20 protein-coding genes are annotated in these 22,061 nt (G+C 53.0%); 10 read left to right on the top strand and 10 right to left on the bottom strand.

Annotation, left to right across the window (positions count from 1 at the left end):
- Positions 1-8: 8 nt before the first annotated feature.
- From DHN12_RS21320 to DHN12_RS21305, 3 genes are all read left to right on the top strand, one after another.
- Positions 9-410, top strand: coding sequence for a putative quinol monooxygenase (locus DHN12_RS21320; protein ID WP_108861985.1), 402 nt, complete (start codon positions 9-11; stop codon positions 408-410).
- A gap of 228 nt (positions 411-638) precedes the next feature.
- Entirely contained in the window at positions 639-1,136 is a 498-nt protein-coding gene (locus DHN12_RS21315) for a hypothetical protein (protein ID WP_108861984.1), read from the top strand.
- Positions 1,137-1,704: 568 nt separating this feature from the next.
- On the top strand, positions 1,705-2,637 hold the full coding sequence (locus tag DHN12_RS21305; RefSeq protein WP_159090123.1) for an adenylate/guanylate cyclase domain-containing protein: 933 nt from the start codon (positions 1,705-1,707) through the stop codon (positions 2,635-2,637).
- 483 nt (positions 2,638-3,120) lie between these two features.
- On the opposite strand, the gene DHN12_RS21300 is transcribed toward DHN12_RS21305, so the two are convergent.
- Genes DHN12_RS21300 through DHN12_RS21285 form a run of 4 tightly spaced genes read right to left on the bottom strand, consistent with a single transcriptional unit; the run spans position 3,121 to position 8,617 of the window.
- The gene (locus tag DHN12_RS21300; RefSeq protein WP_159090121.1) at positions 3,121-4,920 is read right to left on the bottom strand and encodes a DUF3604 domain-containing protein; all 1,800 of its coding nucleotides are present in this window, start codon (positions 4,918-4,920) and stop codon (positions 3,121-3,123) included.
- Between the two features lie 5 nt (positions 4,921-4,925).
- The gene (locus DHN12_RS21295) at positions 4,926-6,836 is read right to left on the bottom strand and encodes a DUF3604 domain-containing protein (RefSeq protein WP_234416730.1); all 1,911 of its coding nucleotides are present in this window, start codon (positions 6,834-6,836) and stop codon (positions 4,926-4,928) included.
- A gap of 39 nt (positions 6,837-6,875) precedes the next feature.
- Positions 6,876-7,613, bottom strand: coding sequence for a hypothetical protein (locus tag DHN12_RS21290; protein ID WP_108861979.1), 738 nt, complete (start codon positions 7,611-7,613; stop codon positions 6,876-6,878).
- Positions 7,614-7,639: 26 nt separating this feature from the next.
- Positions 7,640-8,617 (bottom strand): transporter, encoded by a 978-nt coding sequence (locus DHN12_RS21285; protein ID WP_159090119.1) that lies wholly within the window; start codon positions 8,615-8,617, stop codon positions 7,640-7,642.
- Between the two features lie 203 nt (positions 8,618-8,820).
- Between DHN12_RS21285 and DHN12_RS21280 the strand changes: the two genes are divergently transcribed.
- From DHN12_RS21280 to DHN12_RS21270, 3 genes are all read left to right on the top strand, one after another.
- Positions 8,821-9,399 (top strand): Crp/Fnr family transcriptional regulator, encoded by a 579-nt coding sequence (locus tag DHN12_RS21280; protein WP_159090117.1) that lies wholly within the window; start codon positions 8,821-8,823, stop codon positions 9,397-9,399.
- A gap of 258 nt (positions 9,400-9,657) precedes the next feature.
- Positions 9,658-9,867: a hypothetical protein gene (locus DHN12_RS21275; RefSeq protein WP_159090115.1), complete on the top strand. Its 210-nt coding sequence runs from the start codon at positions 9,658-9,660 to the stop codon at positions 9,865-9,867.
- Between the two features lie 98 nt (positions 9,868-9,965).
- Positions 9,966-10,286, top strand: a complete 321-nt coding sequence (locus tag DHN12_RS21270) for a hypothetical protein (protein ID WP_108861975.1) — start codon at positions 9,966-9,968, stop codon at positions 10,284-10,286.
- 56 nt (positions 10,287-10,342) lie between these two features.
- Here DHN12_RS21270 and DHN12_RS21265 read toward each other — a convergent pair whose 3' ends face one another.
- The 4 genes from DHN12_RS21265 to DHN12_RS21250 form a co-directional block, all read right to left on the bottom strand.
- The gene (locus DHN12_RS21265; protein WP_108861974.1) at positions 10,343-11,353 is read right to left on the bottom strand and encodes a DUF2955 domain-containing protein; all 1,011 of its coding nucleotides are present in this window, start codon (positions 11,351-11,353) and stop codon (positions 10,343-10,345) included.
- Positions 11,343-12,407, bottom strand: a complete 1,065-nt coding sequence (locus DHN12_RS21260; RefSeq protein ID WP_108861973.1) for an HlyD family secretion protein — start codon at positions 12,405-12,407, stop codon at positions 11,343-11,345. Before DHN12_RS21260 ends, DHN12_RS21265 begins: the two co-directional genes overlap by 11 nt.
- On the bottom strand, positions 12,404-13,483 hold the full coding sequence (locus DHN12_RS21255) for an AI-2E family transporter (protein ID WP_108861972.1): 1,080 nt from the start codon (positions 13,481-13,483) through the stop codon (positions 12,404-12,406). Before DHN12_RS21255 ends, DHN12_RS21260 begins: the two co-directional genes overlap by 4 nt.
- 176 nt (positions 13,484-13,659) lie before the next feature.
- Positions 13,660-13,929 (bottom strand): potassium channel family protein, encoded by a 270-nt coding sequence (locus DHN12_RS21250; RefSeq protein ID WP_234416729.1) that lies wholly within the window; start codon positions 13,927-13,929, stop codon positions 13,660-13,662.
- Between the two features lie 422 nt (positions 13,930-14,351).
- Here DHN12_RS21250 and DHN12_RS21245 point away from each other — a divergent pair, with 422 nt between their 5' ends.
- Positions 14,352-17,000 carry an AsmA family protein gene (locus DHN12_RS21245; protein WP_108861971.1) on the top strand — a complete coding sequence of 883 codons (2,649 nt, stop codon included), beginning with the start codon at positions 14,352-14,354 and terminating at the stop codon, positions 16,998-17,000.
- A gap of 262 nt (positions 17,001-17,262) precedes the next feature.
- Positions 17,263-17,589 (top strand): glutathione S-transferase family protein, encoded by a 327-nt coding sequence (locus DHN12_RS21240; RefSeq protein WP_234416728.1) that lies wholly within the window; start codon positions 17,263-17,265, stop codon positions 17,587-17,589.
- Here the strand turns inward: DHN12_RS21240 and DHN12_RS21235 are convergent.
- The gene (locus DHN12_RS21235) at positions 17,563-18,507 is read right to left on the bottom strand and encodes a LysR substrate-binding domain-containing protein (protein ID WP_159090111.1); all 945 of its coding nucleotides are present in this window, start codon (positions 18,505-18,507) and stop codon (positions 17,563-17,565) included. The genes DHN12_RS21240 and DHN12_RS21235 overlap by 27 nt on opposite strands.
- A gap of 30 nt (positions 18,508-18,537) precedes the next feature.
- Between DHN12_RS21235 and DHN12_RS21230 the strand changes: the two genes are divergently transcribed.
- Together DHN12_RS21230 and DHN12_RS21225 are read left to right on the top strand one after the other, a co-directional pair.
- A complete protein-coding gene (locus tag DHN12_RS21230) occupies positions 18,538-20,106 on the top strand; it encodes a trimethylamine methyltransferase family protein (RefSeq protein WP_108861968.1) in 1,569 nt (522 codons plus the stop codon).
- An 11-nt stretch (positions 20,107-20,117) separates the two neighbouring features.
- Positions 20,118-21,209 (top strand): aminomethyltransferase family protein, encoded by a 1,092-nt coding sequence (locus DHN12_RS21225; RefSeq protein ID WP_108861967.1) that lies wholly within the window; start codon positions 20,118-20,120, stop codon positions 21,207-21,209.
- 526 nt (positions 21,210-21,735) lie between these two features.
- On the opposite strand, the gene DHN12_RS21215 is transcribed toward DHN12_RS21225, so the two are convergent.
- Positions 21,736-22,061 (bottom strand): dienelactone hydrolase family protein (locus DHN12_RS21215; protein ID WP_159090109.1); only part of this gene is annotated, 326 nt, incomplete at its 5' end.

The following is a 22,061-nucleotide window of genomic DNA, read 5'->3' as shown; positions in this document are numbered from 1 at the left end:
GCGTCGAAATGTTTGATGCCATTAGGCGGGTTTACGGGCGGTCAAGGAGGCTAAGTATGGACGATGGAATGCACGGCGGGTTCTTCGCAGTTAATGTCAAACCTGAGCACCGGCAGTCTTTTTTGAGCGCCAGCATCTTCCAAGCGCAAAGTGTTATCAGCGAAGAGGCGGAGGTTTTTCAGTTTCAGATCATGGTGGACATGGCAAACCCCAATCGGTTCTATTTCTACGAAGTGTTCCGGGACGAAGCAGCCGTTCAGGATCACTGGGACTCTGAAGCTTTTGAGAACTGGTTGAACATTGTCCAAACGATGCTGGATGGCGACATTGAAATTATTGCTCGGATGCGCTCGCTTTTCCCAACAACAAAAGGCTTCGAGGCCCAAAAACCGAGCCTGCTGCAGTGGTGAAACTGACCGGACCTTTGAAATTTTGGTCTCGGTGAGAAAGCGACCGGTTGTGGCGCTCGGCGGCTTTGGGCTCAATGCGGTCATCTGGCGACTTTAGTAGGACATTTAGCCGGTTCTGTGGACTTCAAGGCCTGCCGGCGGTCAAAGCTACTATCCAACGTGTCATTGGCGAGGAGGTGCCACGCGTGTTAACAAGCGAGTTGGATATTGTCTCAAGGCCGACTAAACATGCGAAAGCGCTTCTTTCTGGGCCTAGTCTTTCTGATCATATTAACGTCACCTGTTTGGTTCTTCGTACTTAGAAATGAAGCAATTGCTTTCCAGCTAAAAGCCGAGCTTGGCAATGCTTCTTTGCCAGATGGTGCAGAAGTCATATCTTTGTCCAGTCGTGTCTATAACTCGGGCAATAGTGATGGATGCGATTTTCAAGCCATTGCTGTAGTTAAGTATTTTGGAAAGGTTGATGCTCTACACTCCACATACATGGACTTGATTGGAACGATGTCCGATGAGGAGCCTTATTTGGGACAGAATGATAACCCTGCACGCTGGGGTGCTAAGTTAACTGACTTATTCACGGAAATAAGCATAACGCCCAACATGGACAATGCTACACACTATCTTGTCTCGGCCACGACTTACGCTCGCGATGTAAGCCCCGATTTTCGGTGTTGGTTAACACTATTGATTCATCGCAGAACCGATGCTTATGGAACTAAGACTTGAGCACGAAGGACTCATTGCCGGCCTCGGAGCAAGTGAGGCATCTCGCCGAGCGGGCTGGCCGCCGAACAGCAAGGATGGCCCAGATCGGACTCTCGGCGCAGCTACTGGATGCTGGAGCAGCAGCCCGTATTCTCTCCATTCGCCGAATACGCAAAACCCGAAGCTGCTTCTGTTCACAGTCTGCGGGACGAACCGGTCATTCAAGGGATAGCCGGGCAATTCGAGTTAGCGAAGAATGAAGAAACCGATCGAATGGTAGGTTGGATGCAGGAGCCTCGGCAGATAGTGTGGTAATCATTGAGATCGACACCCAGTCTGATGCCGAGCAGAGGTTGCCGTGACGAACAAATTAGAAAGCATGAATGCCGAAGTCGCGATCTTGCGTGAGCGAGAAGCGGCCATGGGCGAAATTCTGCAGGCAATCAGCAGGGCGTGAACAGATCCCGCGCCTGTTTTTGAGACAATCTTGAAATAAGCAACACGCCTTTCGAGTGCGCCTCAGGCCAATCTGTGCATTCCCAATGAAACGCGCAGTCATTGGAAGCTGGTTACGCTTCACGGTGACGGATTGCGCCATCTGTCGGTGGGAAAGACAACCCGTCTCGCGGACAGCAAACTGGTGCCAGCAGTTTCAATGCGGATATCTGCTGTCGTCAACATTGAGGACTTAGCAGCTACCGATCTTAACCTTCAGGGCGATCCCGGCCGGGTCGCGATGGTCGAAGAGGAAGGCATGCGGACCATTCTAGGTGTTCCGCTTCTTCTTGAAGGCCAAGCGATCGGGTGTATCACACTCGTCCGCCGGGAGGTGAAGGCCTTTACACAGGACGAAGTAGATCTGCTCGAAACCTTCGCGGCCCAGGCGGTCATCGCCATTGAAAACGTTCGCCAGTTCAAGGCGTTGGAAACACTCAACGCCGAATTGAATGAGCGTGTGGAGTCTCAGGTAGGCGAAATCGAGCGCATGGGCCGTCTGAAACGGTTTCTCCCGTCCGCCGTCGCCGATGCGGTGGTTACTTCGGGTGATGATGGCATGTTGTCTTCCCATCGCGCGCTCGTGGCAACCCTGCTCTGCGACTTGCGAGGTTTCACCGCATTTTGTGAAAGTGCTGAGCCAGAAGAAGCCATTGAAGTCCTCCAAACCTATCATCAGGAGATGAGTGAGTTGATCGACCAGTTTGGCGGCGGTGTCGATCAGCGGGCAGGTGACGGCATTATGGTTATCTTCAACGATCCGATTCCGGTTGATGATCCGGCAGGCGACGCGGTGCGCCTGGCACTGGCCATGGGAGATAAAATGCTAGAGCTCTGCGGCAAATGGAAAAAGCTGGGCCATCGGGTTGGTTTTGGAGTTGGCATCTCGTTTGGCTACGCCACGGTCGGTATCGTCGGTTCAGCGGGACGATTTGATTACACTGCCTCAGGTACCTTGATCAACATGGCCGCGCGGCTTTGCGACATGGCCACCCACAATGAGATACTGATTTCTCCCCGAACCTAGGCAGTCGTTGAAGGCGTTGTAGAGGCGGTAAGCCAGGGAGAGGTGGAGATGAAGGGCATCAGGGAACCGGTTGAGGTCTTCGCTGTTGTTTCAGAGTAGCTTCCGACGAGCTGCCAGTTGCGAATTCGACTAATTTTTGCGTGAACCTTAAGCAGGGCATTTCAGGCCCTACCGCATCGAGCTCTCACCCGTCGGTAGATCGGCTGCTCCATGTTCACCCGTTGGTTCTTGCTGTCCAAGCGTGCACGGCCCAAATCGGACAACCAATCGAGGCTCTCGTTGCTGCGACGGGACAGTCAGAGGAGACATCTGTCTGCAAGCATAATATCTCAAGGGCGGCAAATTCACACAGCGCGGAAAAAAACAACCGTTAGTTGCGAGCTTCATGCATTGCCGGTAACAGCTACCGCACTGCTTCAGGACTTGGGCCCGGCGTTGCTTTCCGCTTGTTGTACGACTTGAAAACGCGACTGTTACTTAATCTCATGGCTCTGATTGTCCGGCGGGCGTATACCAGATCGGCGAGCCCCAGGCGCGTTCCTGAATTGTGGCAGGGACTTCTTCCAACAAAGGAAGGCCGGAACGAACGGCATCATACGTCGACCACCTAGGCGTCGGAATTTCGATCGCACGTGCATAATAGAACGCTCCTTGCTCTGGGTCGAAACCGGCGTCAGCCCAACTGCCCATCAATGTTGGGGCACCAATTTCGTTCGTATACAGCGCAGTTGTCAGATCGACAGTATTGCCCACCGAAGGAAGTTTGCCATCTGCGGCGATCTCGCGATCGCCGGACCAGGCCACGTCAATGATCTCTTCGTGGATCTCGCCCGTTGCGTCGACCCAGCCCTTGATGATCTGGATGCGATCCAGATTGGCGCCATCCGGGTCTTTTTGCGCATATACGGTGAAAGTGGGCGCTTTGTCTCCTATCAAATCACCACCCATCGGCACTCCGTTTTCATAGCCATCTTCCACCATTGCAACGGGATCGGTCGGATCGTCCGCAAGGTCCGAGCCACCGAACATCCGCACTTTGACCCGAGGCCCGGAAGTGGCGAAAGTTTCACGCCGTTTCATCGCGTCCCAGATCGAGGCTCGGGTGTTTTCTTCGGCCCAGACACCAGCAAGTGAACCAATCGAAAGGTCGATCCCGTCGATCCAACCACCAACCCCGCCCTTGCGACGTCGATCAACACTACCATCTTCGGGACCGTGACCGCCGATAAAGTCATCTTCGGCCAGATCAGACATCAGACCGTTATGGTTGTCAGTGCCGCCGATGAACCCGTATTTGTAGGGATTTACGCCCAACTCCTGTTGGGCCGCCAGTCCCAGCTTTAACCCTTCGCGCACAAAGTCGCGCTTGTGGAAATACCGGTTTGAGTTTTTCTGGATGGAATTTGCGTTTTCGAAACCGGCGAACTCATCCGCCTGCCAGAATGCTTCGTGTACCTCAGAATTACCCTTGATCTGCATCATTTCGATCAGCGGCTCCCAAGCCTGCCGGGTGCTGGCCCAGTCCTTGTCCGGTGCTTCGCCAAAACTGTTGAATTCGGGAAACATCTGCTGCTTTGACGCGTTCGAATTATGCGGGATCGCCAAAAGGGTTGATCCATTGTCTTGTGCGTTTTGCAGCCAGTCCCAGAGGTCTTCGACCTTGTTGGAATCATAGCTGGACATCGGAAGGTCCGGGACCACGCTATCGCGGAAAATCACGTTGCGATGCATGTTGCCACCGTTCGGCGCTGCGGACCATTCAAAGGCAATCAAGGCGGTAAAACTGCCCGGATCATTGTGCTCCTCGGCGGCATCGATGATGATCTGCCAACCGGATTTGGTGGTCTCAGGCCCCTGATAGAAAGGTGGGTGGATAGGATTTTCACCGCGATTGTTGGCGATGACGTACTTGTAGAACCAATCCTGTTTGTCTTTCAGCGTTTCCAAGCTGCGTAGTTGTTGCAGATCTTCTTGCTCGTATCCTGGTGCCTCGGGGAATATCGTCGAATACATCTCGCCCAGATATTCCACGTGATCGCTGACCGCCGCAAAATCGAGCGGGCGCGACAATTGTTTGTGACGCCCATTTACCAAGACTGGTTCGCCCTTGGCAAAGCGCAGGCTGTCAGACGGCATCAGCCGTGCACCACCTATATATGCATCCAGCGACAGTGCCGTATGCATATGGGTCTCGCCAAAGTATGCGTTACGCATTGGGTTGGGTTCCGCCAACGCCATAGTCGAAAGCGCCAAGGTGGATGTCGCAATAATAAGTGTTTTCATCGGCTTCATCCTTCAGGTGTGTTCCAGATCGGCGAGGTGTAGGCGCGCTCTTGCGTGATCATCTTGACCTCATCGGGCATGTCGACATCAAAGCGAACCGCATCATAGGCGGTCCAGCGTGGCGTCGGGATTTCGATAACACGGGCATAGTAGAATGCGTGCTGCGAGGGGTCGAACTCCGGATCAGTCCACACGGTACCCAGTTCGGCCCGGCCAATATCATTGGTCCAGCTTGGGATGCTCAGATCGACGGTATTTCCGACGGCTGGTAACTTGCCGTCATCACCGGGTGTGCGATCACCGGCCCAAACCACGTCGTGGATTTTTTCATGGGTCTCGCCGTTTGCATCAACCCAGCCCTTGATAATCTGGATGCGGTCCAGGTTAGCGCCAATCGGATCACGCAGGGCGTAAACAAGGAAAGACGGTGCATCGCTACCCGCCAGATCGCCCCCCATCGGGACACCCTTGGAATAGCCGATCCGGGCCAACTCGCGGTGTTTGATGTCGTCGGCCACGAAGTCTCCGCCAAAGAACCGCACTGTGATGCGTGGGCCCGTCGTCGCATAGACCTCGCGCCGTTCCATCGCGTCAAAGATACCTGCCCGGGTGTTTTCAGTGGCCCAGACGGCCGTCGGACCCGGAGTGGCATATTGCCAACCCTTATAGGAAATTCCCAAATCCGCATTGCCCTTGGCCACCGAGGTGGCGCGGGTTTTTGACGGCTCCATCCAAGTAAAGGCGCCAAAGAAGTTGTTGTCGAGCTGCGTGGTCAGCCCGGTGTGGATATCCGAACCACCCACAAAGCCCAGCTTGAAGGGGTTGATCCCATCGGATTGCTCAAAAGCCAGACCATTTTTTAGCGTATTGCGCACCATTTCCGTGGCGAGCATCTCAGGCGTTTTGGCTTCGGAGACATCCAGATTGGCCCAATCCCACCGTTCGTATTCGGCAAACTCATCTGTCGGGGACAGCATCGGATGGGTTTCGCTGTCTCCTTTAGTCTGGCCAATTTCAACCAGCTTTTCCCATTGCTGCCGGATTTGCAGATACTCTCGATCGAAAGGCGCATTGTCGTTCAACGTGTCATTCAGCGCAAACATGATGCCGTTGCTGAGGTTCGGATTGTGCGGAATAGCAAGCACGTCCCCCCCGGTCTTGTCCTCATAGCTTTGCATCCATTTCCACAAATCGCGGGGATCCGGGCTGCCCATTGGAGGTGCCATCAGGAATGGAACCACTTGCAACGCCCTCTCAGGTCCATCGCGAAAGATGACATTGCGATGCAGGTTGTTGCCTTCGGTCAACGAGGTCCATTCATAAGCGATCATCGCAGTAAAGACATGCGGGTCGTTGAATTCCTCTGCGGCCTGTACCAGATCGCGCCAGGTATTGTCATAGCCTGGCATCCCGGGTTGATACAGCAACGTTTGGCTCAGCGTGCCCTGACTGAATTGCGCGATCAGGTCGATGCTGGCCTGTTTGGCGTCGTCACCGCCCTTCGCGAACGCCTCGTGAAACTTCTTGCCCTGCGCATCCGCCATGATGTTTGGCGCACCTTTTTTGATGTCGGTAATCACCCCCATGCCATCGGTGTGTTCAGTCAGCATGTAAAAGTCGAAAGGACGCTCAAGCATGACGGGTTGTCCCGTGTTCGACGTCACCTGCTCGCCCCGGGCGAACCGGTACATGTCTCGCGGCATCAAAGTCGTGCCGCCGCCACCTGCATCCGCGGACAATGCCGAATGGACATGCGTATCACCGAACAGGACCCTGGTCGGAAATCCCCGGTTGGCATTGGGAGAATAAGGCTGCCCCTTGAGGTCACCAGCCGCGTTGTCGGCCGAGGCCGTATCCTGCGCCAGCGCGGGTAACGTAAGTGACACCGCAAGTGCAGTTGCCAGAGTCAAATGCATGGTCATCTCAAACCCTTTCGTTCAAATATCCGCCCATCGTCATTTCGGCACCAACAGCTTTGCTGTCAGGCCGATCGTGTCTTGTGGCCCGGTGCCGGTATCATAGAAATTACGCTCATAACTCAGCTGCCACTGAACCGGGACACCGCCGAGTTTGGTCAACTTCAAGACTTTCAGCCCAATCGGCAGGCTGGTGAATTCTGATCGGTCCCAATCGTAAACAACAGCCATGTCAGATGTGCCGACCGACCAGCTCTGACCAAGCGTGTAACTGACGATGGGTTGCAGAGTCGAAATGTTAACGTCCGGTCGCGTGTTGTCGCCGGCTACGGTCAGAATGTTCTGATTGAATAGCCCTGCAAGCCCCCACCCGGGCCGCGCCACGAAACCAAGCGCTGGCCCCAACCCCCATTTTTCGGCGCTGACACCATCAGCACCCGTTGGCAGCAGGGCCACGACACCGATCCCATAACGGCCCCACGAACGGCCAAAGGCTGCCAGATTGAATAGGGTGGCATCGCCGATCCCGGTGTCGCCATTTGAGTTATACTTAACCGAGGGAAATGTCAGGCGGGCAATATTACTGATCCCCCCCAACTGAAACGGAATGGCGGCGCGAAACTGGGTAACGTTCAGTGCCCCGTTCGCATTATGCAAAGAAGGTGAATAGAAATTCTGCAGTTGAAACGACATCAAGGACGCGGTCGGGTCGCTGGCTTGGCTGGCCAATGTCTGATTGTCCTGCTGTGCAATCGCAGAGGCCGGAATGACCGCCATCAGAACAATAGACGGAACACACCTCATCAGAACACCAGTCCAATGGTCATCCAGACCTTGTCGCTTTCAAATCGACGCTTGGCTTCGAATTCCTTGATATATTTCGCCTTGATAGAAACTGGCGTCTGACCGATCTGGGTTGACCAACTAACAATAGGGCCGAGACCATACACGCTGGCCTGCAAGCTGTCGGCTCCGAGCAATTGCTTGATCCCATCCGCCCCGCTGCCGCTGTCATCGCCGATTTGATGGTAGGCATATCCCGTTACCCCAAGGGCAAGTTTGTAGGGCAAATGCCGCATGACCGTGCCTTCAAAATGCGCCTCGGGCGCGGTCTGATAGTCGGTGGCGTCGTTCTCGGCGCTGAAGGTGACGCCGAACGATCCTGAATACTCCCATCCTGTGGTCGGATCGAACCAGGTCATCGACAGGGTTGGGTCAAATGCAAATCGGTTTTTTCCGGCATTCAGGGCGTCAATCGACCGGTTTGCGACGTTGATCTGCGTCGTCTGATAGTGGCCAGTGGGCAGAAAGAACTGTAAAGCCAATGTCGTATGTAGCTTGCCTTTGCTCCAATTAAAGAGAGGCGAAAGAACGATATCACCAAAGGCATGTTCGCCGTCATCGTTGAGGGTTCCGGAAAACCCCGAGCTGAGGTCGCCAGAATACTGCCCGTTTGCCGAAACGTAGGGCAAATTGAAATTGAGACCCAATCGCGTATTGCCCCACTGCGCGTCAAAAACATTTGTGAAATTGAATTTATAGGTAAACACTTCGACATCAGGGTCCGTCACGACCACACCGCCCGAAGCCATGCTGGGAGCAGTGCCGCTGAAATACACGAAATCATTATTTAGGTACGTTCCGGGAGGCGGAAGGATGCCCGACATGCTGTCACGGCTGCCAAGAAGGTAGGTCTCGATGCCTCCCTCTGCGGCTTGCACCTTTTGCGCAGACAAGAAAACCGAAGCAGACAACGCAAATAGCACTACCTTTGTCTTCAAATTCACTCTCCCGGATACAGAGCGCTTGTTCGCACGCTTTCAGATATGATAATCCAAAGCGCGTGCGGAGATTGTCTTAAATTGGATATTTGATGCAGAAACCACCCAGAACAAACGAGATTCAGGCCTTAATGACGGCATCTCCCTGGCTTCGTGCGATAGATACACGTCTGGCTAACGGCCTGGTAAATTCAGGTCGGAGTGTGAGTGTCGAAAGTGGCGCGGGCATTTATGCACTCTCTGATCACGATCAATCCATTTTTGCCGTGGTGTCAGGCGCTGTTGGAATTCAGTTGGACGATGGCCAATCCGGGATCGTGTTGGGCCATGTGTTCGGGCCCGGTGCCTGGTTTGGAGAGGCGGCGGCAATCACCGGTTTGCCCCGTCAGATTGGCGCGATTGCTCTGACGGATTGCCAGCTGTTTCGGGTCCCGTACGAGGCTTTGATCCAACTAGAGCAGGACGACCAACCGATATGGCGTGCACTTGGGGCACTGGCCGTCACAAATGGCGCACTTGCCATTCGCGTTGCCCGTGATCTTATGCTGGCGGATTCCAAACTGCGCAGCCTTACAATCCTGACCAGGATATCCGACGCGTTTGCGCCGACCCGCGCCATTCCCCTAACCCAACAGCATTTGGCTGAGATTTGTCGCTTGTCCCGAAGTGCCTTCGCCAAGCTGGTGGCAGAGATGGAGGCCGACGGATTGGTTCAGCGAAAATACGGCTCACTTGTGGTCGTTCCGCAAGGATGGTGCCCAAGCACAAGAGCACTTTTCTGATTTTGTGATCAGTTTCGTAGCAACCAACAAACTTACCAAATTCCGGAATACACAAGCCATTTTTCAAAGAGCCGCTGTTTCATTTCATTCTTCTTGGGCTGGCAATATTTGGCTGGTTTTCATTCCTGCATCCCGAGCTGATCTGAGCCAGATCGTTATTGATGACGTGGATATTGATCGGTGAATCCAACAATTTCAGACAACCTCGCAGCAACCTCCAACCTTGGATGAACTGAATTCGCTTTCAAACGGGTTGGTGTGCGAGGAATTCTTGTGCGTGAGGCGCAAACACTGGGCCTTGATTGTGGCGATAGTGACATTCGTAGCAGATTGGCGCAGAAGACGAACTTTTTGACACTGTCGGTGGCGCAATCGACGGAACCGGACGATGCGGCACTGAAAGTGATCCTTAACAAGAACTCTGAGCGTTTCCTGAGTCCAGTGGCAATTGCGTTTCAACAGATCTGACGACGGAAAATACGCAACTTCACCTATGGGACAGCACGCGTTTTGACTGCCCTTGGCGTCAGAACGCTTCATTTACCGAACTGCCCCATACCTATCTGTTGGGTGACGCGATTTCCGAGTATCCGCGCTCTGACACCACATTCATAGTTGTTCAGGCTGAAGTGAATCATGCGAACGACCCTGTCGACGAGACCGCATGGATTCAGAACATGGTTGACGAGTATCCGGATGGCAATCGGATCTCGGGGTTTGTAGCCTATGCGGATCTTATTGACGCTAACATAGCGCTCACTGTTGAACGGCATTCACGACACGCAGTTTTCAAGGGCGTCCGACAAGAGATCTGGTGGGAAGAACTCCCGTCGCGCCCGGATAAGCGTACAAACCTGACGCCTTTCGGTGCAATTATACTAAGTTGAATTGGTCAAATTGAGAGTTCTGCCGGTTTCAGCGCCAACCTTTCTCGCAAAACAGTTCATTGAGGTGCCTGGCGTTCTTTTTCCGGCCAGAATTCATCCACCACGACATATGCAACGATTACAAAAAATGCGGCGCTGGCAACTTGTAAAACTCGAGTGATGCTCTTGACGTCAGCCTCGTCTGAAAATGGCGCAACCGACCCGCCATATACGATCAGGGCCGTTGTAATAGCAGAGCCGGCAGCGGCGGCGAGTGGGGCTTGAGATTTTCCAAGTGCTCCGAGAGTCAGGCAAAAGAAAAAACACAGCAGAATGGGCGTCAAAATAACCGGAGCTATTACGTTTATTTCATAGCATATGATGGAAACTGCCGCCCCAAGGAGGTTTGCCGTCAGCATGGCTTTTGCAACGGTTTTACCTGCGGCAGGCATTGCCGCGAGTTGCTGGCTCAGCAGCGCGACGAAGAACAGAACCAGCAATGCAGACGCTCCGGAAATAAAGAACGCCATAGCAAACGGCACTGTGACAAGAGACATCCTGACAATTCGGCGATGTGGGTCGAAACTCGCCTGCGAAACAGCTTTCTTTTGAGCCGCCGTTTGAGGTTCAGCGGGTATCAACACGAACATCAACGTCGATACGAAGCCTGCAAATAGCAGGTTCAACGGTATCCAATACACGAGCACCAAAGCCAGGTCCTGTGATTGCAGAACCAGGTTCGGAATCATCAATGCGCCCATGAGCGCTATGACACCCGGTAAAACTCCGGCGCCTGAAACGGACCATATGAAAGACAGGATTATTCCAATGGCCACCAGCATAAGAAATACAAGCGGATATGGTGAGAAGATTGACGACAACAGAAACGAAATGAACATCAATCCAATAGAGAAAACAAACAGCTTAGCAAATGCTGCCAGAGGCAATGCGGCAGGTGCTTGTAGGAAAAGGGCGGCGAACACCGCCCCAATGACGGCGAGGGGCCACCCAAGAAACAGGCCCAATGAAAAGACGCCGGTAACACCCAGCGCAAGCCGGGTGACAGAGCGTTGGTCCTCAGTACGCATAGGACAGAATTGAAACCACGCGGATGTAGGTTCGACCTACAAGGTTCAGCAACGAGTTGTCACTTAGGTACATGATCACATCGGCTTGCCCATTCAGCTGGAAGCGAAGGTCATCTTCGGTGCTTCCTGCTTCATAGCCAGGTAAAACGATCCTGACCGGGAATCTCTCAGGCTCGCGCAAAAAACCTTTAGTGCTTGGCGGGCTCGCCAATTGCCCGGGCACATCACCGCCACTTAGGGAAACAGCCGCACTAAAGCTCTCAATGACACCCGGAATAATCTGACCTGGATGCATGTCCAACACTACATCAACCGGAGAACCTATCGAGGCTCTTCCTAGGTTGTTCTCGGAAAAAAACGCCTCGATCCAAACGTCAGTTGCGTCCAGAAACGTCAACAGATCCTGGCCGGACCGCGCATATGTTCCGGGGGCTATCAGCAAGTTAGAGATGACACCTGTCGCCGGAGCTCGTAGTACAGTCCACTCAAGGTTTAGCTCTGCATCCGCAAGGGCCGCCAATGCCCGCTGGATTTTCGGGTTTTCAATCCCGTCGTCACCAAGCCTCTGTTTTGCTTTTTCAAGATCCGCAATTGCGTTCTCATAGTTTGCCTCGGACTCTGCCAGTTGCCCTCGCGCATCATCGGCCTTTGAGACAGCAATCAACCCTTTCTTTTCGAGCGCAAATACGCGTTCCGTTTGAATGCGCATCGTATCCAGATCGCTCTGCGCCCTTGCTAGTTTGGCCTGTGCCGCTCTTACCTCTGCCGAAGATGCGCCCACTTCTTGAGTGGCTGCTTCAAGGTCAGCTTCCGCCTTGTCGCGCTGAATCTCGTAGGGTCGCGCGTCGATCCGGACAAGGACATCTCCGGCCGAGACTATCTGGCCATTTTCGACCAGTACGTCAGTCACAGTGCCTGTCACCTGCGGGACAATCTGGGTCGCCACGGCTTTTACTCTGGCGTTCCCGGTAAATGGCGTTTTCCGATCAGCGACCAAATACCAGACAAGAAAAATCAGAATGACAGCCAAGGTTGTCCATATCGTCTTCCTCATTTCGCCGCACCCTCAGCAACGCCCTCGGCTTCGGGCGAAGTATCAATCCACACTTTGAACAGCTCATAGAAAACAGCGAAGAGAACCGGCCCCATAAAGACGCCGATCAAACCGTACGCCATCATACCTCCGAGAACACCGATGAGGATGACCAACATGGGGGTCTCAAGGCCTTTTGAGATGAAAACGGGTCTTAGGAAACTGTCCATTATCATGACTGGAACGGCCAAAACGGTGAAGATCAAAGCAGTTCCGCCGGACATGGAACTCCATGCGTAAATAATTACCGGTATAAGAACCAATCCGGGCCCGATTTGGATAATCGAGAGTATCAGGCAGATAAATGCCAGCGTGGCGGCCGAAGAAATCCCAAACAAAGCCAATAGTATCCAAACGCAGACCGCCTGAATGGCTGCTACACCAATCACGCCTTTTGTCACATTCCGAATCGTTGCGCCTGCCAGTGTTACGAATTCACCGCCGCGCGGTGCGAAGACACGATTGGCAAAGCGCTGAAGACCCTGGACCAAATTTGGACCGGGACTGAACAACGCTCCCATAATCAACACGGACAAAGCTAAGCCAAGAAGTCCGATGCCGATGCCCAACACCTTTCCGAACAGCGATTTGGTGATCTCAAGGATTTGCGTGCCATACTTCGCAAGCGCGCCGTCAAGATTGCGCTCAAACAATCCCCAGACATCGGCTATTTTGTCTCCCACCAAGGGCAACTCCTTGAGACCCTCGGGCGCAGGTGGGACTTTCAACTCACCTTTGTCTGCTTGTTCCGCGAATTCAGACCCAAGTTCTGCAGCACCAGACACCGCGGTAGCGACTGGCCCGAGGGTCAGAACAAGACCCAACAAAACCAAGATCGTCGTGGCAAGTTTTTTCCGCCCTCCCAGCTTGGACTGAAGCCAATCAAATGCCGGGTAAAGCGCCACACAGAGGATCGTTGCCCAGATAACCACACTTGCAAGCGGGGCCACCATGACCAGGGCGCTATAGAGGAACAGTCCGAGAAAGAGCAATCGTATTGCCAGATCGACAATCTTCGCGTCCTGAGTCTTTTCCATTCCATCCCTCCATGTGTTTTTCGAATGTTACACTCAAAAAACATAATATGTATATTTTTTTGAATTTTAGTGATCATCTATCAGCTTGAAGACACAAATGAATCCGGGCCACGGCTTGAGGGGCCCAGTCAAACCAATGCCTGGGCATGAACTCGATTTGGCCAAATTGGGATAATCTACTTGTCCGCTTTTTTGTCGTCCTGGGACAAGATTGTATCCGCCACTGTGGTCGCCGCGGTCACGAAGACACCGAGGCCCACGACGATGTAAATCATTGTGAAGATCTTCCCTGCCGCGGTTTCAGGTGAGAAGTCACCAAACCCCACGGTCGAAATCGTCACGACAGAAAAGTAGATTGAGTCGAGCCAACTCCAACCTTCGACAAAGTGGTAAAAGACCGAGGCCCATAAAATCATTCCAACTGTGAAGGCAAGAATGCCTTTCACTCTACCGTCTTTGAAAGCGACGCCTATCCCACGTGTTATTCTGGTTAGTGAATTCATCATGTCCTCATCGTTTGATGAATTCACACATAGCAGTAATTAGATAAATATGGAAAACCGGAGGCACTTGGCTGCCTGTCGGTTGAAACTTACGTCGTGCCGCCATGGTCAAAGCTCATGCAGCGCATCCGTTTTCGCTAGTAAAACTTACTTCAAGCCAGCTGTTTAGAAACCGGGCGTGGAGAACTAGCCGAACGTTTGTCATTTACCCGCTTCTTAGCGGTTCGAGCAAATCGTTGAGAATACCGGCTATACGGTCAAGATCATTCAGAGTTCAGAACAGTTGCCGACCATATATTCCATTAACTTAATGATTAAATGGTCTAGGCTGCCCATTGGATGAATCAGAGTTTTAGGAGAAGAACGTGCGATACGTTGCAAAAGGTATATTGATTTGTTGCGCTGTCGTGTTTGTCGCTGTGTTAGCAGCTTGGCTTTTACTGTCTTCTGCGTTGTTTTCCTCGGTCAGGACTACTTTCGTCGAAAATCTGATCTCCAAGAAACTTGGCCAAGAGGTTAGAATTGAAGATGAAGTGCGTCTGGGTATTGGCCGGCAATTGCAGGTGTCAGCGGCAGGGCTGGAATTACCCGGTTCTCCGAATGCTGATGTGAAACTTGCAGCAATCGATGAGATCGAGTTTGAAGTTTCCGCGCGCGACCTTTGGAACAGTAAACTGTCACTGAGTGGTCTTTCGCTCTCAGGTGTTCATCTGAACCTAATCACAGACAAAGACGGCTTCGGAAACTGGCAGTCCATTTCCCAAACGGAAGCCGAAGCCGGGAAACCTGCAAATTCCCCGACGCCGCTGTTAGCCGGAATTCTAACGGACCGCAAAATTGATCTGACTGATATCGCCATTCTTTATCAGAACGATTTAAACGGACTTGAGTTAGATCTGCAGCTTCCTGAACTGCTCTTAAAGCGTGATACGGAAACCGATGTTGCGACCGCAGTTGGGGCCGGTTCGTTAAACGGAGAGAGTTTTGATCTGAACGCGACATTCCCCGCAGAAGACCCGTTTCAGTTGGCGATGAATTTCGAACAGATTTCGATTGTCGCCGAGGAAGTCCCTCAAGAAAACGGTCTGCAAGTGGCAACGACCGTGGAGATTGCCGAACTTGGCCAACTTCTCGATATTCTGAAGCTTAATCGCGTTTTGGAAGGTACAGGGAATATTGGTGCAACGTTCAAATCAGTCGACGGTGTAGCACGAATTGACGACCTATCTGTATTGGCTGAATTGGAAGGCGGACAAAGCCTTTCGTTGACAGGGCAGATTGGGGAATTGGGAAATCCGGAAGACGTATCGTTGACAACCCGCATTCGGTTATACCCAGAAGATGCTGAACCAGCCCCAGCCGCCTCGCGATATGATCTTAAACTTATCGCAGTCGACATGGTTATCGACAGCGTGCCTGGGCAGGCGCCGCAGCGACAAATGGTCATTAAGACCAACGGTTTCACGTTGGACACGTCCGGCGAAGGCCCGCCCCCGATTAAGTTCTCCGAGCTTTCCAGAACACCAGAAGGCGCTTTGAGGGTCGGAAGCATCAACCTGAGAATTGGGAACCCCGCCGATCCGTTTGTCATTTTGAACGGTTCGGTCGATGACGCGCTTCAGTTGCAAGGCATATCAGCAGAAGGCCTAATGGATATACCGGCAAGCAGTTTGATCTCGCCAGAATTGGCGGGACCAGACGACCAGCTTGGCAGGTTTTCTGGTGACTTCCATTTGAACGGAGACATCAATCAGCTTTCGCTGACGAATTTGGATGGAAAGACAAGCGATACGGACGTCTGGAACCTTGAGGTGCATGGCACTGTCAAGAATGTACTTAAATTCGAGGACCTGGATTTGGCAATTGATGTCGCAGTCCCATCCGGGGCGGACCTTTTGGAGGCGCTATCGCTTGAACGTGTGGAAACCGGGCAGGCTCGCCTTGAAATCAACCTCGTTAGCGAAGGCACCGATTGGAACGCGAGTGCCAATGTTGAGGTTGCTGAATCTGTCCTGGAAATTGTCGCCGATCTTGATGATGCAACAAGTGACCCTGTGCTGAAGGGTTCCATTGAGAGTGACCTAATAAAGATAGATCAAATTCGAACTATCATTCAGGCCGCTGCACAGTTGCGGAAGCTAGGCGGTGCGGAGTCCAACGAGGAAGACGTCAATCATGAAGCAGATGACACTGGCCCTTTAACAGATGTGACGCTTAAACCAATTGGGCGTTCAGTTCTCTTGTCCGGTATGGATATGGATGTCGACATTGACCTTCGGCACATAGAAGGTGCCAAAGGAATTAGCAGTTTGCAGAGCGAACTGACGCTCGACAAAAATGAGCTTAAAGCTGGGCCTTTGAAATTTGAATACGGAGGCGCTCATTTCGACGTCACCGTGCAAATGGATCTATCAAACGACGCGCGTCTGCTCACGCTGACCGGCAAGGCAGGCGGCTGGCAGCTGGATGATATTCTTCATGGTCTGAAATTCAAAAAAGGCGCAAGCGGTACGATCTATGCAGATTTTTCGGTGACCGGTGGAACCGATTCAGCCAAGCATTTTGCCGACACCATGAGTGGCAACGCAACAGTTTCAATGCGTGACGGTTCGATCGAGACACAGCTCTTAGATCTGGCAGGGCTAGGGGTGCTACCTTGGGTGTTTACCAAAGAAAAACAAAAGGTTGCCCCAATCGTATGCTTGCGCGCGCCGATTAGTATCTCAAACGGAAGTATTTCGACGAAACAAACCACATTGGAGACAGATCATGTCCAAGTTGTCGTCTTTGGCGGCGTCGATGTGGCCGGCAAGGTTTTGGATTTAAATCTACAGCCCCGCAAGATTGGCGAACCTCTTTCGAAAAGCCCCTGGCCAGTGACTTTGAAAGGCCCACTAGCTAAGCCGAAAATCAAGGTCAAAGACGGCCCGAAGCGACTGAAACGATCAGATGGTGCAGACAAAATGCCTGCCAAAAGAAAACTCTGCGTCCCGGATATTTTGCAACTGCAGTAGTGGTGGGGTAAGTTGGTTCAGGAACAATTCTAGAGTTCAAGAAAGATGACAATGCTCCCTAAAAGGGATTTCTGCTTTGGGCTCTCTCCTGATATTTTTCATACTTTAGGTGAACGGCTGCTTTTGTAGAGTGCAGTCGATGCGATGGAAAACCTTTGAGTCGCAGGTGGCAATGTTTGTGTGCCCCAGAGTATTACGATAACTCTAAATCAATGGCTTAGCGGTAAGCGAATGGCAAAACTATGTGTCGCCCGACAAATTGTTGAACGTCATCTTTCTGGAAGAGGCAGGTGTCCCCTACGACCTGACACACATCGACTTTTCCAAGCAGGAACTAAAGGCGCCGGATTATCTGGCGCTAAAACCGAACGGAAAGATCCCAACCATCGAAGACCGTTCGGAAGGGCGCGTGATTTTCGAATCCGGTGCGATCCTGTGGCATCTTGCCGAGAATTATGGAAAATACCTGCCGTCGGACCCGGTCAAACGGTCCGAGGTTATGCAATGGATACAGTTTCAGGTTGATCACGTGGAACCGATGATGGGACAAAGGGCATTTCCTTTAGGTTTGGCTCTGAACCCAATCTGAGAATGCCCGCACTGCTCCAATTGGAGCGGCTCTGTGCGGTTGAACTAAGAAATACCCGTATTCAGGCAGAACGGTTTCCGATAACCTAAACAGCCTTTCCGCATTCAAATCGTCCCCAACCAAGTCATCCATCAATGCGATGCCCTGTCCGTCGATGACCGCTTGCACCCGGACATTCGGGTCAGGAACGATCAGCACATCTCTCCTTGATTGCCGAGGAAGCTTTGCGACGTTCAGCCAATCTGACCAGGCGCTGCTGTCATCACGATCTCTCAACAACGTAAGTTGCGATATTGCCGCTTCTAGTCCTAACTCATTCACCAGGTCGGCTGCCGCCCGATTACCTACTGGATAGGGCCGTAAGTGCATGAACGGTGTAACGGTGCCGTCACTCCAATTCCCGTTGCCCCACCTGATTGCCAAGTCAACTTCCTGCATCTCTGCCTGCGAAAACTCAATCATCGGCTGAATGCGAAGCTGCACGTCCGGATGGTTTTGCATGAATGACATGAGGCGTGGCGACAGCCAGCGCGCAGCGAAATAGGTCGAGACACCAACAGTCAAAGAACGCGATGAAATCCCTTTCAGCGCCTGAATTTCGGTTTCGATTTCCTCGTATCGGGCCTGGCAGATTGCGAGCAATTTCAGTCCTTCACCAGTGAGTATGACACCGCGCGTTGTGCGCTGAAACAAAGCCATCCCCAGATCGGTCTCAAGCGTTTTGATCTGATAACTGATCGCACCCTTTGTCATATTGAGCGCCGACGCCGCCGTCGAAAAGCTGGAATAGCGGGCGATCTCGGCAAATAGCCTGAGCAAGTCGTGGTGATGAAAGCGGGCAGTCATGAGTATAGCGTATAAAATTTTTGAACATTGAGAAAAGAAATTTTCGATTTTCAAGCAAATTTTTATGCCCAAAGTTTATATTTAGTTGCGTGAAACGAAGAGATGACGTTGGAGCCTTTGAACGCTGTAGCAGACACATTAACACCGGCAGGGCACCGCAGACGCGTGCGCCGACGCCGCTTGTCCCGCGACAATAAGCCCTCTGAGGGCACGCCGTTCACCGGGCGCAAGATACCTGCATACGATCTTCTGAGCGACACGGCACTGACCCGGATCGAAGATCAAGCCGATTGGATTTTGAACAATATTGGTGTCGAGTTCCGGGGAGATCGTACGGCGCTGGATCACTTCGCTCAAACCGGTGTACGCATCGATGGCGAACGTGTACGGTTTGAACCGGGTCACGTCCGTGCGCTTTGCGCTACATCCCCTAGTGAATTTCAGTTGCATGGCCGAGACCCGGTCAAAACAGTGACACTTGGCGGCGACAACGTTGTGCTGATGCCTGGATACGGCTCTCCCTTTGTCAGCGATCTGGTGAACGGCCGGCGCTATTCGACGCTGGAGGACTTCCGCAATTTCGTCAAACTGGCCTACACTGCGCCTGCCTTGCACCATTCCGGCGGCACGGTAGTCGAGCCGACAGATGTACCGGTGAACAAACGACATCTGGACATGATGCTGGCGCATCTGACGCTGTCGACCAAGCCCTTTATGGGCTCTGTCACAGCACCCGAGCGTGCGCGGGATAGTATCGAGATGGCACGCTTGGTCTTTGGGCGCGACTTCATTGAGCGCCACGCGGTGATGCAGGCCAATATCAACGTCAATTCGCCGCTGGTTTATGATGATACCATGTCGTCGGCTCTGCGGATCTATGCGGAGGCCGGCCAATGTGTTTGTGTCTCCCCTGCCATTTTCGCGGGCGCCATGGGCCCGCTTTCGCCGGCGGCGGTGGCGGCGCAAACTCTGGCGGAAGCGATGGTTGGCATCGCGCTTGCGCAACTGGTGCATCCTGGCTGTCCAGTGGTGTTCGGCTCGTTCCACTCCACAATGAACTTGCGCACAGGTGCGCTGACCTTTGGATCGCCAGAGGCGAACATTACCACGATGGCGATTACACAATTGGGACGAAGGCTTGGCGTGCCTGTGCGTTCCGGCGGCGGACAGATCACCGCCTCAAATGCGCCCGACGGGCAAGCGTTGCAGGATAGCACCGGTGCAATGTGGTCCACGCTTTTGTCCGGGGCGCATCAGGTTTGGCATGCGGCGGGCTGGCTCGAAGGTGGGCTTGTGATGTCCTACGAGAAATTCATCATGGATCTCGACCACTGTGGCGCGATGCTGAAACTGTTGCAGGGCTTCGAAACGGATGACGAGGCCTTTGGTCGTGATGCCTATTTTGAAACGGGCCCTGGCGAAAATTTCCTGTCGACCAGTCACACGCTGCGGCACTATGCGACGGCGAATTTTGAGCCACAGATTTCTGACGCCGGTCCATTCGAGACCTGGTCCGAAAATGGTGCTCTTACAGCAGATCAACGCGCCACCGGGCGGTGGCGTCAGATGTTGAACGACTATCAATGCCCCGAAATGGAACCCGGAATCCAAGCCGCGCTTGAAGACTTCGTGTCAGATCGCAAAGCGCGAATGCCGGACGAATGGTACTAGAAAGGACTAACATGACCAAGGAACTCAGCCGCACGTCTGCCCTTGCCTCACGCCACACCGCGCTTGGGTCGGGACTGGAGGATTGGAATGGCATGGGCACGGCCTGGACCTATGACACTGACCCCAATGATGAACATGATGCAGTCCGTGAACGCGCTGGCATGTTTGATATGTCTCCTTTGAAGAAGGTGTTCGTGCGTGGTCCTGACGCCCTTGCCGTGCTTAACCACCTAACCACACGGGATCTGTCAAAACTCGCACCGGGGAAGGCAGCATATCTCTGCGTTTTGACTGACAGCGGCGGGATCGCCGATGATGCAATCGTGTCCAACAACGGCGACAACGAGTGGATGATCGTACATGGTTCCGGTGACACCTTGGCGCTCTTGGAAGCTTCGGCGGCAGGACGTGACGTCCAGGTCGAATTTACCGACGACTTGCATGACCTGTCCTTGCAGGGGCCAGCCTCGCTGGGTATCCTCAACGCTCATGTCAACATCGATCTGGCCAAACTGGGCTACTTTGAACATGCGCCTGGTGTGCTCTTTGGTCATCCCTGCCGTATTTCGCGTACCGGGTATTCGGGCGAACGCGGCTACGAGATTTTTGCGGGTGGTGCGGTGATCACCGACATCTGGGACAAACTGGCGGATGCAGGCGTCATGCCCTGTTCTTTCACTGCTCTTGACAAGGTGCGTATCGAAGCCGGGCTGCTGTTTTATGGCTACGACATGACCGATGAAAACTCCCCGTGGGAGGTTGGCCTCGGCTTCACTGTCAGCAGGACAAAGGGCGACTTCCGAGGCAAATCGATGGTCATGGCCTCAAAAGGTGCCGAAAAAGTCAACAATGTCTGTCTGGACATCGATCACTCCGACATGGTCGAAGGTGGGGAGAGACTGTCCCTGGACGGCGAAGATATTGGGGTTATCAACAGCCCCTGTTACTCTCGCCGCCTGAACAAATCGCTTGCGCTTGCGCATGTTCATCCAGGGCTTGAAATCGGGTCCACTCTAAAGGTCTCAGGAAATGAATTCGCCACAAACGCAACAATTGTGTCCAGCCCAATTTACGACCCCGAAAAAGCTCGCACACATAGTTAGGGAGGTCGTGGCATGCAGCGAAGGTTCCTGTGTTCCAGAAACATTTCGCTGCCTGAACAAAGCCGAGGGTCACCTGAGTTGGCTGCGTCGCAACTTCTAAAGAGGCGATAGCTGCATCTGGCAAGACACACTTAAGTGTTCGATCCCAAGGTTAGATGGTGCGATCCATTCGATGGCATGGAAGGATGCCTTATAGGACAGATACATCACAGCTGCGCCACGACAACGCACGCCATCCGAGCAACAATACAGCGATCGCAAGCTTCGAACGCGGAGCTGAGCCGCGAACTTGGCATCAACGTGAAAACCGTTTCTAAATGGCGAAAGCGCCAAACGGCTGAGGACCGGAAGACAGGACCAATAATGTTGCCTTCATTGCTTCCACGCGATCTGCAGTCCAAGGGTCCTAACGGTCTCTCTGATCACGAAATTCATAAAGCTCGGACTTCGCGGGGTTTATTCTCGGAGAACTGTGGGCGTCCGCAAAGCGATAGCAATGCAAGGTTGTCTTTGCAGCTCACCGCAGTTACTTCAGATAGGTATTAAACCATTCAATTGTGCGGTCCCAGGCCAGGTTTGCCATCTCCTCGTCATAGCGTGGCGTGCTGTCATTATGGAAACCGTGGTTGGCGTTTTCGTAGATATAGGCCTCATAAATCTTATCGTTGGCTTTTAGAGCAGCCTCAAAATCTGGCCAGCCCGCGTTAATGCGTTCGTCAAGCTCTCCCATCTGAATAAGCAAAGGCGCCTGGATTTTGGCCACATCCTCGGCCGCTGGCTGGCGCCCGTAGAACGGGACACCAGCGGTCAGTTCGGGATAGGTCACGGCAATTGCGCTGACCACACCGCCGC

Origin of the sequence: Ruegeria sp. Alg231-54 (assembly GCF_900143525.1) — a bacterium.
Lineage (GTDB): Bacteria > Pseudomonadota > Alphaproteobacteria > Rhodobacterales > Rhodobacteraceae > Ruegeria.
The sequence above is the reverse complement of the archived record's forward strand: the minus strand, read 5'-3'. Positions and strand labels throughout refer to the sequence as shown.